The 15,580-nt window shown below is 73.2% G+C and carries 10 protein-coding genes and 1 pseudogene; 6 read left to right on the top strand and 5 right to left on the bottom strand.

Annotated elements, in window-relative coordinates:
* Nucleotides 1-205 precede the first annotated feature (205 nt).
* Nucleotides 206-2,041 (top strand): MFS transporter, encoded by a 1,836-nt coding sequence (locus SCK26_RS21240; RefSeq protein WP_318202889.1) that lies wholly within the window; start codon nt 206-208, stop codon nt 2,039-2,041.
* 267 nt (nt 2,042-2,308) lie between these two features.
* On the top strand, nt 2,309-3,877 hold the full coding sequence (locus tag SCK26_RS21235; protein WP_318202888.1) for a sodium:solute symporter family protein: 1,569 nt from the start codon (nt 2,309-2,311) through the stop codon (nt 3,875-3,877).
* Between the two features lie 138 nt (nt 3,878-4,015).
* Here SCK26_RS21235 and SCK26_RS21230 read toward each other — a convergent pair whose 3' ends face one another.
* Nucleotides 4,016-5,131, bottom strand: coding sequence for an ADP-ribosylglycohydrolase family protein (locus tag SCK26_RS21230; RefSeq protein ID WP_318202887.1), 1,116 nt, complete (start codon nt 5,129-5,131; stop codon nt 4,016-4,018).
* Between the two features lie 203 nt (nt 5,132-5,334).
* Between SCK26_RS21230 and SCK26_RS21225 the strand changes: the two genes are divergently transcribed.
* Nucleotides 5,335-5,853, top strand: coding sequence for a DUF2165 domain-containing protein (locus SCK26_RS21225; protein WP_318202886.1), 519 nt, complete (start codon nt 5,335-5,337; stop codon nt 5,851-5,853).
* Here the strand turns inward: SCK26_RS21225 and SCK26_RS21220 are convergent.
* Together SCK26_RS21220 and SCK26_RS21215 are read right to left on the bottom strand one after the other, a co-directional pair.
* Entirely contained in the window at nt 5,846-6,421 is a 576-nt protein-coding gene (locus tag SCK26_RS21220) for a hypothetical protein (RefSeq protein ID WP_318202885.1), read from the bottom strand. The genes SCK26_RS21225 and SCK26_RS21220 overlap by 8 nt on opposite strands.
* 49 nt (nt 6,422-6,470) lie before the next feature.
* Nucleotides 6,471-9,056 (bottom strand): bifunctional FO biosynthesis protein CofGH, encoded by a 2,586-nt coding sequence (locus tag SCK26_RS21215; RefSeq protein ID WP_318202884.1) that lies wholly within the window; start codon nt 9,054-9,056, stop codon nt 6,471-6,473.
* Between the two features lie 143 nt (nt 9,057-9,199).
* Between SCK26_RS21215 and SCK26_RS21210 the strand changes: the two genes are divergently transcribed.
* Nucleotides 9,200-10,618 carry a CehA/McbA family metallohydrolase gene (locus tag SCK26_RS21210; RefSeq protein ID WP_318202883.1) on the top strand — a complete coding sequence of 473 codons (1,419 nt, stop codon included), beginning with the start codon at nt 9,200-9,202 and terminating at the stop codon, nt 10,616-10,618.
* A gap of 123 nt (nt 10,619-10,741) precedes the next feature.
* Here SCK26_RS21210 and SCK26_RS21205 read toward each other — a convergent pair whose 3' ends face one another.
* Nucleotides 10,742-11,215, bottom strand: coding sequence for a hypothetical protein (locus SCK26_RS21205; RefSeq protein WP_318202882.1), 474 nt, complete (start codon nt 11,213-11,215; stop codon nt 10,742-10,744).
* A gap of 413 nt (nt 11,216-11,628) precedes the next feature.
* Here SCK26_RS21205 and SCK26_RS21200 point away from each other — a divergent pair, with 413 nt between their 5' ends.
* Together SCK26_RS21200 and SCK26_RS21195 are read left to right on the top strand one after the other, a co-directional pair.
* The gene (locus tag SCK26_RS21200) at nt 11,629-14,592 is read left to right on the top strand and encodes an AfsR/SARP family transcriptional regulator (RefSeq protein WP_318202881.1); all 2,964 of its coding nucleotides are present in this window, start codon (nt 11,629-11,631) and stop codon (nt 14,590-14,592) included.
* Between the two features lie 194 nt (nt 14,593-14,786).
* Complete coding sequence (locus tag SCK26_RS21195) at nt 14,787-14,978, top strand: sigma-like protein (RefSeq protein ID WP_318202880.1); 192 nt, start codon at nt 14,787-14,789, stop codon at nt 14,976-14,978.
* Nucleotides 14,979-15,295: 317 nt separating this feature from the next.
* On the opposite strand, the pseudogene SCK26_RS21190 reads toward SCK26_RS21195, so the two are convergent.
* Nucleotides 15,296-15,448 (bottom strand): annotated as a pseudogene (locus SCK26_RS21190) (enoyl-CoA hydratase/isomerase family protein); the annotation flags it as partial.
* Between the last annotated feature and the right edge of the window lie 132 nt (nt 15,449-15,580).

The raw sequence follows: 15,580 nt of genomic DNA, 5'->3' as shown, positions 1-15,580 counted from the left end.
TCACCGGCCGCCCGGACCCGCACCCGCACCCCGTCGCCGGGGCCCCACCCGGGAGCCCCGGCGGCGGGGTGCGTGCTAGCGTCACGAATCGGGGCAGGTCGCCGGTCACGCGAGACAGGGCCGCGAACTGGAAGAAAACGGAAAGCGGCCGGGTACACCGTGGAAGCGGCCGAGAACAGAAGACGGGACACGGGGAGTGCCTTCAGTGGCCACAGCGGAGCCGACACGCGCCGACGACGCCGAACCGGGCCCGGGAGCCGGTGCGCGAATACGTCTGTCCACGACCGACGCGGACAGCCGCGCCCGCGAGACGCCCCTGGGCGGTCCCGCGGCGCCGCCCACCGCGCTCGGCAAACTCAGGAGACGGCTGCTGCGGCACCCCGTGCTGTCGATCACGGCCTTCGCGGGCGTGCTGCACATCGTCTGGTTCTTCACCTTCGCGAACAGCGGTGGCGATCTCGCCGCGCAGGACGCGTGGGCGGAGTTCGTCGGCCGGCACCCGGACTCGGCGTACAACCTCGCCTGGTACGGGGGCATGCACCCGGTGTCGTACAGCGTGGTGTCGCCGTATCTGATGTCGGTCCTCGGCGTCCGTACGACGATGATGGTCGCCGGCACGGTGTCGGCGGGCCTGCTGACCCTGGTGCTGATCCGCAGCCGGGTGGTGAGGAACCCGCTGTGGGCCTCGCTCGCCGGGGTCTTCGCGCTCCTGTGCAACGCGATCTCCGGGCGGGTGACCTTCGGGCTCGGCACCATGTTCGCGCTCGGCGCGGTCGCGGCGGTGTTCTGCTGGCCGCATCGCTGGCGGACCAAGCGCTGGGCGAAGGCCCTGGTCACCGCCCCGCTGGCGGCGCTCGCCACGATGGCCTCGCCGGTCGCGGGACTGTTCGTGGGTCTGGTCGCGGTCGCCCTGTTCCTCCAGAAGCGGCGGCCCGGCGCCTGGGCGCTGGGGCTCGCGCCGTCGGCGGTGGTCGCGGTGTCGGCCTGGCTGTTCCCGTTCTCCGGCACCCAGCCGATGGGGTTCGGCTCGGTGGTCATGCCGCTGCTGTACGGCCTGCTGTGCCTGTTCCTGGTGCCCAAGCGGTGGGTGACCGTCCGGCTGACGGCGGCCGTCTACAGCGTCGCCGTGGTCCTGGTGTGGCTGATCAGCTCGCAGATCGGGTCGAACATCTCGCGGCTGCCCATGATGTTCGCGGGCGCGGCCCTGATCGCGGCGCTGCCGTACACCGTGCCGAAGTCCCGCACGTGGTACCTGACCGTGCTGGCCTTCCTCGGCTTCGTCGGCTGGCTCGGCTACAAGTCGGTGGACGACATCATCCACACCACCCCGGCCGCCTCCTGGGCGCGGGAGCTGGCCCCGCTGGTGAACGAGCTGCAGAAGGGCGGCGCCGAGAAGGGCCGCGTCGAGGTGGTCCCGGCCCGCTCGCACCGTGAGGCCTCCGCGCTCGCGCCGTACGTCAACCTGGCCCGCGGCTGGAACCGGCAGGCCGACATGGAGCGCAACCCGCTCTTCTACGACGACACGCTGAACTCGGCGAGCTACCACGAGTGGCTGAAGCGCTGGGCCGTGCACTACGTGGTGCTGCCCAAGGACGATCTGGACGGCTCCGGCGGCCAGCGCGAGCGGGAGCTGCTGCGGCGCGGGATGCCGTATCTGACGCAGGTCTGGGGCGACGCGAACTGGCAGCTGTTCAAGGTGACCGACCCGGCGCCGCTCGCCGAGCCGAACGCGGTGGTGGACCGCGCCGACCAGGTGGAGATGACCCTGCGGGTGCGCAAGCCCGGCCGGGTCCTGGTGCGGATCCCGTACTCGCCGTGGCTGAGCGTCGTCGACGAGCACGGCAAGAGCCTGAAGCCGCCGCAGGAGTCCTCCGGTACGCCGAAGACATACCGGAACGTCAACGGATGTCTTACGCAGACACAGGAGGACGCGAACGGGGACCGGTGGACGGTGCTGGTGGCGCCGAAGGCCGGGACGTACCGGCTGGCCGCGCCGTACCAGCTGCCGCGCGGTACGCCGTGCCCCGACGAGCTGAAGTGACCGGACCGAAGTGACGGCGGCGGTCGGCCGCGCGGCTCGGTGACGTAGCCGTCCGCGCCCGGGGCCGCCGGCACCGGCGGCACCCTCATCCAGCCCGATGAACACCACCGCCCCGTCCCGGCCCGCGTCACCGCCGTCCGCACCGGGCAGCCGAACCCGCTGATGGTTCAAGGATGTGAATGGGAGTCACTACAGCGGACGATTTTACCGCGACTTGACCTTACGCTTGCTTGTCGCGTTCATGTGGACGGACCCACGATCGGGCACATGAACAGTCTCGACTGGGCCGTGCTCATCGGCTACTTCGGTGTGATGGTCGCGATCGGCGTCTGGTCGCACAAGCGCGTGGACAACGTCTCCGACTTCTTCACGGCCGGCGGCAAGATGCCCTGGTGGCTCTCCGGCATCTCGCACCACATGTCGGGCTACAGCGCCGTGATGTTCACCGGGTACGCGGGCATCGCCTACACCTACGGCGTCACCTCCTTCATCACCTGGTCCTTCCCCATCGCGCTCGGCATAGCCATCGGGTCGAAGCTGTTCGCGCCGCGCATCAACCGGCTGCGCTCCCGGCTCCACGTGGCCTCCCCGCTGGAGTACCTGAAGAACCGCTACAACCTGCCGACCCAGCAGGCGCTCGCCTGGTCCGGCATGCTGCTGAAGATCGTGGACGTGGGCGCCAAGTGGGCGGCGATCGCGACGCTGTTGTCGGTGTTCACCGGGATCTCGCTGAACCAGGGCATCCTCATCACCGGCGCGATCACCGCCGTCTACTGCACGATCGGCGGCCTGTGGGCGGACGCGCTGACCGAACTCGGCCAGTTCATCATCCAGTTGCTGGCCGGGCTGTCCATGTTCATCGCGGTCGTCATGAAGCTGAACGACAAGGGCATCGGCTTCCTCGGGGCCTGGGACGAGCCCGCGCTGCACGGCCACGGCAAGCCGCTGGTCGGCCCGTACAGCACGGTGTTCCTGCTGGCGTTCCTGTTCATCAAGCTCTTCGAGTACAACGGCGGCATGCTGAACCAGGCCCAGCGCTACATGGCCACCGGCAGCGCCCACCAGGCCGAACGGTCGGCGCGGCTGTCGGCGATCCTGTGGCTGGTCTGGCCGGTCGTGCTGTTCTTCCCGATGTGGATGTCCCCGCTGCTGGTCCACGCGCAGAAGCCGGACGGCTCCGACTCCTACGCGCTGATGACCGAACAGCTGCTGCCGCACGGTCTGCTGGGCCTGGTCATCGTCGGCTTCTTCTCCCACACCATGGCGATGTGCTCCTCCGACGCCAACGCGATCGCGGCGGTCTTCACACGGGACCTCGCGCCGGTGCTGTCGGCCCGGGCGCGGGCCTGGGGCGAGCGCGCGGGCCTGGTCGCGGCCCGGGTCACCACGGTGGTCTTCCTCGGCCTGTCCATGGCGGTCGCGACACAGGTCAACTCCCCCGCGTTCAAGGACATCATCACGGTCGTCATCAAGTGGGTGGCCGGCCTGATGGGGCCGATCGCGATCCCGATGATGCTCGGTCTGCTGCGGTCGTTCCGCCGCTCCGGCCCGACGGCCGCGCTCACCAGCTGGGCGGCGGGCCTGCTGGCCTTCTGGCTGGTCAACTACCCCGTCAACTGGAAGGTGGACGGCGGTGTGCCGCTCCAGTACCAGGTCTCGGTGCCGCTCGCGGTGTCGCTGGTCCTGTACATCCTGATCGGCTACCTGAAGCCGGAGGACACCCCGGAACGGCTGGCCGTCATCGAGAAGGTCAACACCGACAGCGACGCGGCGGCGGTCCCGGTACCGGCCGCGGCGGGCGACGACATCGTGGGCACCCGCAACCAGGCCCTGTGAGCGGCTCGAGGCGGAGTACGGCACGAAGGCCGGCCTGCGCATCCGGCCCACGGAGACGAGCGGCGGCGTGACCGTCCGCCACCGCGCGCGGGCCCGACGGCCCGGTCGCCTCCGGGCCGCGTCCCGCCGCCGGCCGGGTCAGGCCCGCGGATACCGCGCCAGCCATCCCGGTGACGCGCCCGCGGGGCCGTGCAGGGCCGGGCCCTGGGTCATCTCCATCGCGAAGTCGTCGGCGAGTTCGAGGAGCGTCGGGCGGCCCTCCAGCTCGGCCAGCCAGGCCGGCGGGAGGGCCGTCTCGCCGTGCAGGGCGCCGAGGAGGCCGCCGGTGAGGGCGCCGGCCGCCGCCGACGGGCCGCTCTGGTTGACCGCCAGGCACAGCCCGTGCCGTACGTCCTCCGCCACCAGCGCGCAGTACACGGACGCGGCCAGCAGCCCGTCCGCCGTGCCGTCGCCGGCCAGCTCCTCCACCCGGTCCGGGCTCGGTATCCCCTGGCGTACGGCGCCGAGCGCGTGCCGCAGGGCGTCGGAGACCGGCTGGTGTCCGGGGCGGGCGGCGAGCAGGGCGAGCGCCCGCCGCACGGCGCCGTCGAGGCTGTCGCCGCGGGCCAGGGCGTGCACGATCACGGCGTACGCGCCCGCCGAGAGGCAGGCGACGGGGTGGCCGTGGGTCTGCGCGGCGCATTCGACGGCCAGTTGCACGACGAGCTGCGGCTCCCAGCCGACGAGCAGTCCGAAGGGGGCCGAGCGGGCGACCGCCTCGGGGCCCAGCTCGTCGGGGTTCTTGGGCGACTCCGGCGTGCCCATGGTCCGGTCGCCGAAGCCGATGAGCAGCGCGCGGGTGGGGTCGCGGCGGGCGTACAGCCACTCTTCGCGGGCCAGCCAGCCGTCCTCCTCGCGGCGCTCGTCGGGGCCCCAGTCCCGCTGGGTCGCCGCCCAGCGCAGATAGGCCCGGTGCAGATCGGTCGGCGGGTGCCAGGCCCTGGTGTCCCGCCGTACCTGGGCGCGTATCAGCCCGTCCACGGTGAACAGGGTCAGCTGGGTGTGGTGGGTGACGCTGCCGCGCCGGCCGTGCCCGAAGGCCAGGTCGAGCAGCCCCTCGCCGCCGTACGCGGCCCGGATCTCCGCCAGCGGGAGCGGGTCGGCGGGCGCGCCGAGCGCGTCGCCCACCGCGACCCCGAGCAGGGTGCCGCGCACCCTGCTGCGGTAGTCCTGCTGTTCGGCACGGCCCCAGACGGCACCGGTCGTCACCCCCACCAGACCTCCCCTGGTACCGCCCGCCTGTACGACGCGCAGCACTGTAATCGACCGGGAACGGCCCGTTCAGTGGGACAAACCCGCCTTCACGGGTCGTTGTCCGGCGGGCCGGCCCCGTTCGCTCGGGCGATCCGTGGCGTTCACCGGTCCTCTGGCTCAATACCGCGCGGCACGGCCGGTGTTGGCCGGGAGAGAATCCAGCCATGACCACCACTCCCACCCGCCCCGACGGCCTCCGGCTCGCCGCCGGTGTGCTCACCGGCATACTCGCCCTCTACATCGCCCTGGTCGCGCTCGGGAACATCACCGACTTCGGCACCAATCAGAGTTACGTCCGGCACGTGCTGTCGATGGACACGACGTTCAAGGACGACAATCTGATGTGGCGGGCCGTGACGAGCACGGCCCTGGAGGACACCGCGTACGTGCTGATCATCGCGTGGGAGAGCGCGGCGGCCCTGCTGCTCGTCCGGGGGACGTGGCTGTGGGCGCGCGGCAGGGACGAGGCCGCGCGGCGCTGGTCCACCTACGGGCTGCTGATGCTGATGCTGCTGTTCGGCGGCGGGTTCATCGCCATCGGCGGGGAGTGGTTCGCCATGTGGCAGTCGAAGTCGTGGAACGGGCTGGAGGCGGCCACCCGGATCTTCCTGATCAGCGGGGTCGCGCTGATCGTCAACCAGCTTCCCGCCCGGCAGCCGCGGACGGAGACGGACGCTAGTTGACGACCGCGACCCGCGTGCCCTGGTCGCCGAAGGACCACAGCGCGGCCCCGTCCTCCTTGTGCAGGCGGATGCCGCCCAGCTTCTGGCCGTTCGCGGGCGGCGGGGAGGAGCCGTCGAGCGCGTTGGAGAAGGCGACGTTCACGCCGTCCGCCTTGGTGAAGTACATGACGTGCTCGATCTCCACGCCGTCCGAGCCCTTGAGGGACTGGGTGCGCAGGGTGACCGAGTAGCGGCCGGGCCGCGGGTCGACCGTGCCCGGCCACACCGGGAACGTGCGGATCGGCTTGCCGGTCGCGTCGACCAGCCACACCCGCTTCGCGCCGAGCGAGTAGACGATCCGGCGGCCGTCGCCGGAGTCGTCCGGCAGCACGGGCTCCCGCGGCGGGTGCGCCGACGCGGAGGCGTGCGGGGCCGCCGACGCCGACCGGCCGGGCCGGGCCGTGGCGGCGGCCTTGGGATGCGGCCCGGCGTCCGCCTGTACGGCGAGGGCGACGACGACCGCGGTCGCCCCCGCCGTCAGACCGGTGACCCAGGCCCACGAGGGCAGTCGGGCAGCCACGGGACGCATCTCCTCCGCTACGGGTCCCCGTCCAGCATCGGGGGTCGGATCATCGTACTCAGTCCAGGACCGGCAGCAGGTCCGGCAGGTGGCCGTCCGACGCCTCGGCGACCCGCCGCCGCTCCTCGGGGACCTCGCCGTAGAGGGTGGTGCGCGGCCTGGCCGGGCGGCCGGCCGCCTCCGCCACCGCGATCAGGTCGCGGATCGACTTGTACGAGCCGTAGGAGGAGCCCGCCATGCGGGAGATCGTCTCCTCCATCAGGGTGCCGCCGAGGTCGTTCGCGCCGGAGCGGAGCATCTCCGCCGCCCCTTCCGCGCCCAGTTTCACCCAACTTGTCTGGATGTTCGGGATCCAGGGGTGCAGCAGGAGCCGGGCCATCGCCGTCACCGCCCGGTTGTCCCGCCGGGTCGGGCCCGGGCGGGCGATCCCCGCCAGGTACACCGGCGCGTTGGTGTGGATGAACGGCAGGGTCACGAACTCGGTGAAACCGCCCGTCTCCCGCTGGATGCCGGCCAGCGTGCGCAGATGGCCGAGCCAGTGCCGGGGCTGGTCCACATGGCCGTACATCATCGTGGACGAGGAGCGGATGCCCAGCTCGTGCGCGGTCCGGATCACCTCGATCCAGGTGGCCGCGGGCAGCTTGCCCTTGGTGAGCACCCAGCGGACCTCGTCGTCCAGGATCTCCGCCGCCGTCCCCGGGACGGAGTCCAGGCCGGCCTCCTTGGCGGCGGTCAGCCACTCGCGGATCGACAGGCCGGTGCGGGTCGCGCCGTTGACCACCTCCATCGGCGAGAAGGCGTGCACATGCATGCCCGGGACGCGCTTCTTCACCGCCTCGGCGATGTCGAAGTACGCCGTCCCGGGCAGGTCGGGATGGATGCCGCCCTGCATGCACACCTCGACCGCGCCGACCTCCCACGCCTGCTGGGCGCGGTCCGCCACCTGCTCCAGCGACAGCGTGTAGGCGTCGGCGTCGGTGCGGCGCTGGGCGAAGGCGCAGAACCGGCAGCCGGTGTAGCACACGTTGGTGAAGTTGATGTTGCGGGTGACGATGTAGGTGACGTCGTCGCCGACCGCCGACCTGCGCACGTCGTCGGCCACCCGGCACAGCGCGTCCAGCGCCGGGCCGTCCGCGTGCAGCAGGGCCAGGGCCTCGGCGTCGGTCAGCCGGGTCGGGTCGTCGGCGGCCGTGCGCAGCGCCTCGCGCACGTCGGTGTCGATGCGCTCCGGCGCCATCCCGGGGGCCGCCGCCTCGCGCAGCGCCTCCCAGTCTCCGTAGACCTCGTCGAAGTCGGCGCGCCGGTCGCCGGTGCGGCCCTCGGTGTCGACGGCCGTGTGCAGGTCGGTGCGGCCGGTGGCGGTGAACACCTCCTCCGGCTCCTGCCAGGGCCGCCCCTCGACGACCGCGTCCGGCAGGGCGAGGCCCGTCTGCGGGTCGGCGAGGGCGGACACGTGCGGGCGCAGCCGCGGGTCCAGCCACGGCTCGCCACGGCGGACGAACTCCGGGTAGACGCACAGGCGTTCGCGCAGCTCGAAGCCGGCCGCCCGGGACCGCTCGGTCAGCTCCTCGATCTGCGGCCAGGGGCGCTCGGGGTTGACGTGGTCGATGGTCAGCGGGGAGACGCCGCCCCAGTCGTCGATGCCGGCGCCGATCAGCCGCTCGTACTCGGCGTCGACCAGGTTCGGCGGGGCCTGGAGGCAGGCGCTCGGGCCCATGATGTGCCGGGCGACGGCCACCGTGGCGACCAGGTCGTCCAGTTCGGCGTCCGGCATGCCGCGCATCGCCGTGTCCGGCTTGGCGCGGAAGTTCTGGATGATCAGCTCCTGGATGCCGTGGTAGGCGCGGGCGACCTTCCGCAGCGCGAACAGCGACTGGGCGCGCTCCTCGTACGTCTCGCCGATGCCGATCAGCAGGCCGGAAGTGAACGGCACGGAGGACCGGCCGGCGTCCTCCAGGACCCGCAGCCGCACGGCCGGCTCCTTGTCCGGGGAGCCGTGGTGCGGACCGCCGGGCTCGGACCACAGCCGGGTGGCGGTCGTCTCCAGCATCATGCCCATGCTCGGCGCGACCGGCTTCAGCCGCTGGAAGTCCGTCCACGTCATGACGCCCGGGTTGAGGTGGGGCAGCAGGCCGGTCTCCTCCAGGATGCGGATGGAGACGGCGCGGACGTAGGCGATGGTGTCGTCGTAGCCGTGCGCGTCGAGCCACTCGCGCGCCTCGGGCCAACGGTCCTCCGGCTTGTCGCCGAGGGTGATCAGGGCTTCCTTGCAGCCGAGGGCGGCGCCCTTGCGGGCGATGTCCAGCACCTCGTCGGGAGACATGAACATGCCGTGGCCGGCGCGGCGCAGCTTGCCGGGGACGGTGGCGAAGGTGCAGTAGTGGCACTTGTCCCGGCACAGCCGCGTCAACGGGATGAAGACGCTCTTGGAGTAGGTGATGACGCCGGGCCGGCCCGCCGCCTCCAGACCCGCGTCCCGCACCCGGGCGGCGGAGGCGGCGAGATCCGTCAGGTCCGCACCGCGCGCCTGGAGGAGTACCGCCGCCTCGGCCACGTCGAGGGCGACGCCGTCCCGGGCACGTTTGAGGGCGCGACGCAGCGAGTTCTCGGTGGGGCCGGTTCCGGAGGTCGCGGAAGTCGTCATTCCTCGAGCATACGGTCGCGGTGATCAACGCCGAGGCGGGCGGGGCGCCTGACGGGGCGGGTCGCCCGTCGTGGATGTGTGCGAGGAGTTTGTGGCCGGTCGCACCGTTCTTCGCGCCCCGGGAGGCGGCCTACGTTGGTGGGGTGACGACCTTGCGCGGCACCTTCGCACCCGGCTCCCCCGACTTCGCCTACCTGCCTTTCGAAGTCCCGCCGGGAACCGGCGAGTTGAGAGTCTCCTACACCTACGGCAAACCGGCCGTGCCGCCCGGCACCCCCGGCAACGCCCTCGACATCGGCCTGTTCGACCCGCGCGGCACCGAGGTCGGCGGACGGGGGTTCAGGGGCTGGTCGGGCGGGGCGCGCAGCGAGTTCTTCGTACGGGCCGACGCGGCGACCCCCGGCTATCTCCCGGGCCCGCTCACCCCCGGCACCTGGCACATCGTCCTCGGCCCCTACACCGTGGCCCCGCAGGGGATGGCCTACGAGGTGACCGTCACGACGGCACCGGGGACGGCCGGCAGCACGCCCGAGCCGGTGTATCCGCCCGGCCGGGCCCGGGGACGGGGCCGGGACTGGTACCGGGGCGACTGCCACCTGCACTCCTGGCACTCCGACGGCCGCCGCACCCCCGCCGAGATCGCGGCGCTGGCCCGCGCCGCCGGGCTGGACTTCCTCAACAGCTCCGACCACAACACCAACGCCTCGCATCCCCACTGGGCCGACGCGGCCGGCGACGACCTGCTGGTGCTGCTCGGCGAGGAGGTCACCACCCGCAACGGGCACGTGCTGGCGCTCGGCACCGACCCGGGCACCTTCGTGGACTGGCGCTACCGGGCCCGCGACGGCCGCTGGGCGCACTTCGCGCGGGCGATCCGGCGCTCGGGCGGCCTGGTCGTACCGGCCCATCCGCACGGCGACTGCGTGGGCTGCTCCTGGCGGTTCGGGTTCGCGGAGGCGGACGCCGTGGAGGTGTGGAACGGGACGTGGACGCCGGACGACGAGATGGCGCTGGCGGGCTGGGACGCGCGGCTGGTGGCGGCGGCGCGGGGCGAGCGGTCGTGGCTGCCGGCCATGGGCAACAGCGACGCCCACCGCGATCCGGACGTGGTCGGGCATCCCCAGACGGTCGTCCTCGCCGAGGACCTGACCCGGGAGGCGATCCAGGAGGGGCTGCGGGCCGGACGGTCCTACGTGGCCGAGTCCGGCCATGTCGCGCTGGCCTTCTCCGTCACCGCCGAGGGCGGCGGGCGGGCGGGGATCGGGGAGCGGCTGGCGGTGGCTCCCGAGGTCCCGGTGACCGTACGGCTGGAGGTGTCCGGGGCGCCGCGCTGCGCGGTGCGGTTCCTCACCGACCAGGGTTTGGTGTTCACCGGCGAGCCGCTGCCGGTGTCCGGCACGGGTGCCGTGCAGTGGCACACCTCCGCCGCCCGCGCGGCCTACGTCCGGGCCGAGGTACGGCACGAGACGGCACTGGGACCGGTGCCGGGCGCGATGGCCGCGTTCACCAATCCGGTCTTCCTCGGACCGGCCCGCGACGGGCGGCCCGGCGCGGCACGATGATCCCCACCACCACCGGCCGGCAGGCGGCACGGCCCGCGGGCCCCGGTTCCGGGCCGGGTCAGCGGACGGTGACCGTGAAGACGTGGAAGCCGGCGCCGGCGGCGTGGGAGTGCGGGTCGGCGGTCAGCGTGGGGTACGGGGACGGGGAGTCCGAGGCGCCTGGGCCGGGGCCGAGGGCGGAGCGGTCGCCGGGGCCGGGGCCGGTGCACGTGTACAGCGGGCAGTGCAGCAGCCGCACCGTCGTACGGCGCGGCCCTTCGCCCGCGCGGTGAAGCCGAAGGAGCGGGTGGAGCCGGTGCTGCCGTCGGCCCGGCTGCCGTCACCGGTCGCGTGCTCGCCCCGGTACGTCGGCACCGCCTTGTCCGGCCGCGGCTCCGCGACGTACCAGTGCCCGCCGAGGGCGGGGGCCGACGGGACGGTGAGGGAGAAGCGGTCGCCCGGTGCGGCGGTGACGTCGCGCTGCCCGAAGCCGTACTCGGTGCCGCCGGCGGTCGTCGGACCGGGCGCGCCGGTGGTGGTGCCGTCCCCGCCGCAGCCGGTGACGGCGAGCAGGAGGAGGAGCGCGGCCGGGGCGAGCGGCAAGGTGCGGGGCGTCATGGCCGGTCTCCCGGTCCTGGAGCGGGTGCGCCGCGCGGGCGTCGGGGAGCCGGCCGTGCGGCCACCGGCAAGAGGCACCCGGCAGGCTCCCGCGCCGCGGCGGGCGCCTGGCCGCGGGAGGCCGACACGCGCGTGACGGGGGCGCGGCGGGTCGTGCCGGCCGTGGGGCGCGCGGTGCCGGCGGTGCGGGTGTGACCTCCGGGCGCTTCACCGCAGCGTCAATCCGACGAACCGCCGGCTACACGAACGGGCTCCCGTGGAGGCTCCAAGGGCGTGTGAGGACCCTGTGGAGCGCGTGAGGGCCTTGTGTCGCGGGGCCGCCGCCTTGTGATCGGCGTCTCGCACGGCTGACGCAACCGCCCGGAACAAGGCAAACTGACGGGGTTGTTCGTGACGCCGAGGGGGACGAACGCATGGACGGTGGGCCGCGAGTACCCGAGCAGCGGCGCGCCGGCTCCGCGGCCACCGCGGAGACCGGCACGCTGCGCTTCGGCGTGCTCGGTCCGGTGCGGGCCTGGCGCGGCGAGGAGGCGCTCGGCACGGGCTCCCCGCAGCAGCGCGCCCTGCTGGCCGCACTGCTGCTGCGGGAGGGCCGTACGGCCACGGCGGCCGAGCTGATCGACGCGCTGTGGGGGTCCGAGCCGCCGCCCCAGGCGCTGGCGGCGGTGCGCACGTACGCGTCCCGGCTGCGCAAGATCCTCGACCCCGGGGTCCTGGTCAGCGAGTCCGGCGGGTACGCCGTGCGCGGGCTGCGCGAGGGCGCGCTGGACGTGTCGGTGGCGCAGGACCTGGCGGCGGAGGCGGAGAAGGCGCGGGGCGCCGGTGATCTGGGCCGGGCCCGCAGGCTGCTGAACCAGGTGCTGGCGCTGTGGGACGGCGAACCGCTGGCCGGAGTGCCCGGCCCGTACGCCGAGGCGCAGCGGGCCCGCCTGGAGGAGTGGCGGCTCGGCCTGCTGGAAGCCCGCCTGGACCTGGACCTGGAGCAGGGCTGCCACGCCGAGGCGGTCTCGGAACTGACCGCCCTGACGGCGGCCCACCCCCTGCGCGAACGCCTGCGCGAACTCCTCATGCTCGCGCTGTACCGCAGCGGGCGGCAGGCGGAGGCCCTGGCGGTCTACGCGGACACGCGCCGCCTGCTCGCCGAGGAGCTGGGCGTCGACCCGCGGCCCGGCCTCAGCGACCTCCAGCAGCGCATCCTGCGGGCCGACCCGGCGCTGGCGGAGCCCTCGGCGCCGGTGGCCGAACCGGCGGCGGCGGCCGTCCGCCCGGCCCAGCTGCCCGCGACGGTGCCCGACTTCACGGGCCGGGCGTCCTTCGTCGACGAACTGAGCGAGGTGCTGTCCTCCGCGTCCGAGGCGGAGGGCCGGGTGATGGCGGTGTCCGCGCTGGCCGGCATCGGCGGGGTCGGCAAGACGACGCTGGCGGTGCACGTGGCCCACAGCGCGCGGACCGCCTTCCCCGACGGGCAGCTCTACGTCGACCTCCAGGGCGCGGGCCCGCGCCCGGCGGAGCCGGAGACGGTGCTCGGCTCCTTCCTGCGGGCGCTGGGCACGGCGGACTCGGCGATCCCGGACTCCCTGGAGGAGCGGTCGGCCCTCTACCGCTCCGTCCTGGACGGCCGCCGGGTCCTGGTCCTGCTGGACAACGCCAAGGACGCGGCGCAGGTACGGCCGCTGCTGCCCGGCACCGAGGGCTGCGCGGCCCTGGTGACCTCCCGGGTCCGCATGCTGGATCTCGCGGGCGCCCATCTGGTCGACCTCGACGTGATGTCCCCCGACGAGGCCCTGTGCCTCTTCACCAAGATCGTGGGCGAGGAGCGGGTGGCGGCGGAGCGCAAGGCCGCGCTCGACGTCGTGGCGGCCTGCGGCTTCCTTCCCCTGGCCATCCGCATCGCCGCGTCCCGCCTGGCGGCCCGCCGCACCTGGACGGTGTCGGTGCTGGCGGCCAAGCTCGCCGACGAACGCCGCCGGCTGGACGAACTCCAGGCGGGCGACCTCGCGGTCAAGGCCACGTTCGAACTCGGCTACGGCCAGCTGGAGCCCGCCCAGGCCCGCGCCTTCCGCCTCCTCGGCCTGGCCGACGGCCCCGACATCTCCCTGGCCGCGGCGGCGGCGGTCCTGGACCTTCCCGCGGAGGACACCGAAGAACTCCTCGAGTCCCTGGTGGACACCTCCCTCCTCGAATCCGCGGCCCCCAACCGCTACCGCTTCCACGACCTGGTCCGCCTCTACGCCCGGTCCTGCGCCGAACGCGACGAGGACCCGCCGAGCGAACGGGAGGCGGCGATGTCGCGGTTGCTGGACTTCTATCTGGCGACGGCATCCCGGGTGTACGCCATCGAGCGCCCGGGCGACCGGACGGTGGATCACCTGGAGCGGACCGAACGCGCCGGCCAGGAGTTCGTGGACGACACCAAGGCCCTGGACTGGCTGCACACCGAGGCGGCCAGCATCCTCGCCTGTGTCCAGCAGTCACTCGCCGCGCCCACCTTGCGCAAGGCGGTCGACCTGCTCCTCGCGTCCAAGGACCTGGCCGAGTCCGGGGCGAGCGCGCTGCGCTACGGCGCGGCGACCCAGGCCGCACGTGACGCCGCGGCGGCGCTGGGAGACGCCTACGCCGAGGGCAGGGCCCGCACGACGCTCGCCCAGGTGCTCAGTCACGCCGGTCGTTTCGAGGAGGCGGGCACGGAGACGGCGAAGGCCATCGAGCTCGGCCGCAGCACGGGCGACCCGTGGACCTCGGGCAACGCCCACAACGAGCAGGGCATCATCGCCAACTGCCTCAACCAGCGGGCCGTGAGCGAGATCCACCTGCTGGAGGCGATCAAGGCGTTCAGGGCCGACGGCAATCGGCCGGGAGAGGCCAGCGCCCTGTGCAACCTCTCCCGCGTCCTGGTTTCCCTTGGACGCGTTTCGCCTGCCATCGACCTGGTCCGCAAAGGCATCGCCATATACGACGAGTTGGGGCTCACGTTCCGTCTCGCCAACGCGCGCTACGCGCTGGGCATCGCCCTCGGGCACGGCGGCCGCCACGACGAGGCCCTCGACGAACTCAGCGCGGCGCTGACGACGTTCACGGTCAACAGGCAGCGACTCTGGGAGGGCACCACGCACTTCCGCATCGCCCAGGTGCACCTGTCCGCGGGGCGTCCGGCCCAGGCCGCGCAGCATGCCGAGCAGGCGCTGACGACCGGCTGCATCGGCGGCGAGTGGATGCGGGCCCATATCCTGACGCTGCTCGGCCATTCGCTGCGGAGCCTCGGACAGACCGACCGGGCCAAGGCCTGCTGGCGCGAGGCCCTTGCCATCTACGAGTGCTCCGGCTCGCCCGAAGCGGACGAGCTGCGCCGTCTGCTTCCCTCGGTCGCCCTGCTCTGAGCAGCCGCCGCCGCGTTCATCGAACGTTTATGGGTGACTGCCATCCTCAAACCATCGATCCGTCGATCCGGGGGGAGCGGGCGGATCGCAACAGGGCGCCCGTATAAGGTGAGCGCCCCGGAACGCCCGTTCGACAACCGCGGGGGAGTTGCCGGGCGGGCGTTCCCCATCAGCTGTGCCACAGGGGAGTTTCCATGAGCGACATCGAAGAGCCCAAGAACACCGACGAGATCACCACGCTGGACAGCCACATGCCGGCCCCGCCGAAGGACGGCACCATCACCACGCTCGACAGCCACATGCCGGCCCCGCCGAAGGATGGCACGATCACCACGCTCGACAGCCACATGCCGGCCCCGCCGGCCCTGGACCTGAACGGCAAGTAAGGCCCCAGCGCTTTCATTCCGACGGGGATCGGCCGCGGCGGCACGGAGGGGGAGTCGTCGCGGCCGGGGCGTGTCCGGGAGTGGGTACGGGGAAGCCCTGCTCCCGGACACGCCGCACCGCACCGGCTGGACTCCGCCGGTCCCGGCCGGCTGCGGATCGGCGCCCGGGTGCGGGCCGTCTTCTCCGGCGGGCTGCCGCGGCGGGCACTCGCGTGAACGCCGTCCGCCTCGACGCGGACGAGAACACCAAGGCCGCCGTCCTCATCTGGAGCGGCCCGGCCGGCTCGACGCGATCGGCCTGGAGACGACCGCGCGACCCCGCCACAGGCCATCCCGCACACGGCGGCCACCACCGGTTTCCACAGGCCGTTCGTTTTCGGCCCGGCGTCCACCAGCAGCGGATCGTCCCGCGGGTACGGCCACGGGTGACGCGGTACGACGGCGTCCCGGCCGGTCCCCGTACAGAAGGCCGACCTTTCAACTGCCGGGCGAGAGCGACTTCGTCGTCGCCGCCCCGACGGCCGTCCTCTTCGACCCGCACACCACCTCCGGCATGGTCGGCGCGCCGCTACGAGTCGGCGCCGTGGACGCCGTACGGAGAG

This window comes from Streptomyces sp. SCL15-4, from assembly GCF_033366695.1.
GTDB lineage: Bacteria > Actinomycetota > Actinomycetes > Streptomycetales > Streptomycetaceae > Streptomyces.
Note: the sequence above shows the minus strand (reverse complement) of the source record. Positions and strands in the feature narration are given on the sequence as shown.

What these genes read in the sequence shown, in the direction of transcription:
- SCK26_RS21215 (WP_318202884.1), bottom strand. Translation starts at nt 9,056, where the DNA reads ATGACGACTTCCGCGACCTCCGGAACCGGCCCCACCGAGAACTCGCTG.
- SCK26_RS21195 (WP_318202880.1), top strand. Translation starts at nt 14,787, where the DNA reads ATGAGCGACATCGAAGAGCCCAAGAACACCGACGAGATCACCACGCTG.
- SCK26_RS21225 (WP_318202886.1), top strand. Translation starts at nt 5,335, where the DNA reads ATGACCACCACTCCCACCCGCCCCGACGGCCTCCGGCTCGCCGCCGGT.
- SCK26_RS21205 (WP_318202882.1), bottom strand. Translation starts at nt 11,215, where the DNA reads ATGACGCCCCGCACCTTGCCGCTCGCCCCGGCCGCGCTCCTCCTCCTG.
- SCK26_RS21220 (WP_318202885.1), bottom strand. Translation starts at nt 6,421, where the DNA reads ATGCGTCCCGTGGCTGCCCGACTGCCCTCGTGGGCCTGGGTCACCGGT.
- SCK26_RS21235 (WP_318202888.1), top strand. Translation starts at nt 2,309, where the DNA reads ATGAACAGTCTCGACTGGGCCGTGCTCATCGGCTACTTCGGTGTGATG.
- SCK26_RS21200 (WP_318202881.1), top strand. Translation starts at nt 11,629, where the DNA reads ATGGACGGTGGGCCGCGAGTACCCGAGCAGCGGCGCGCCGGCTCCGCG.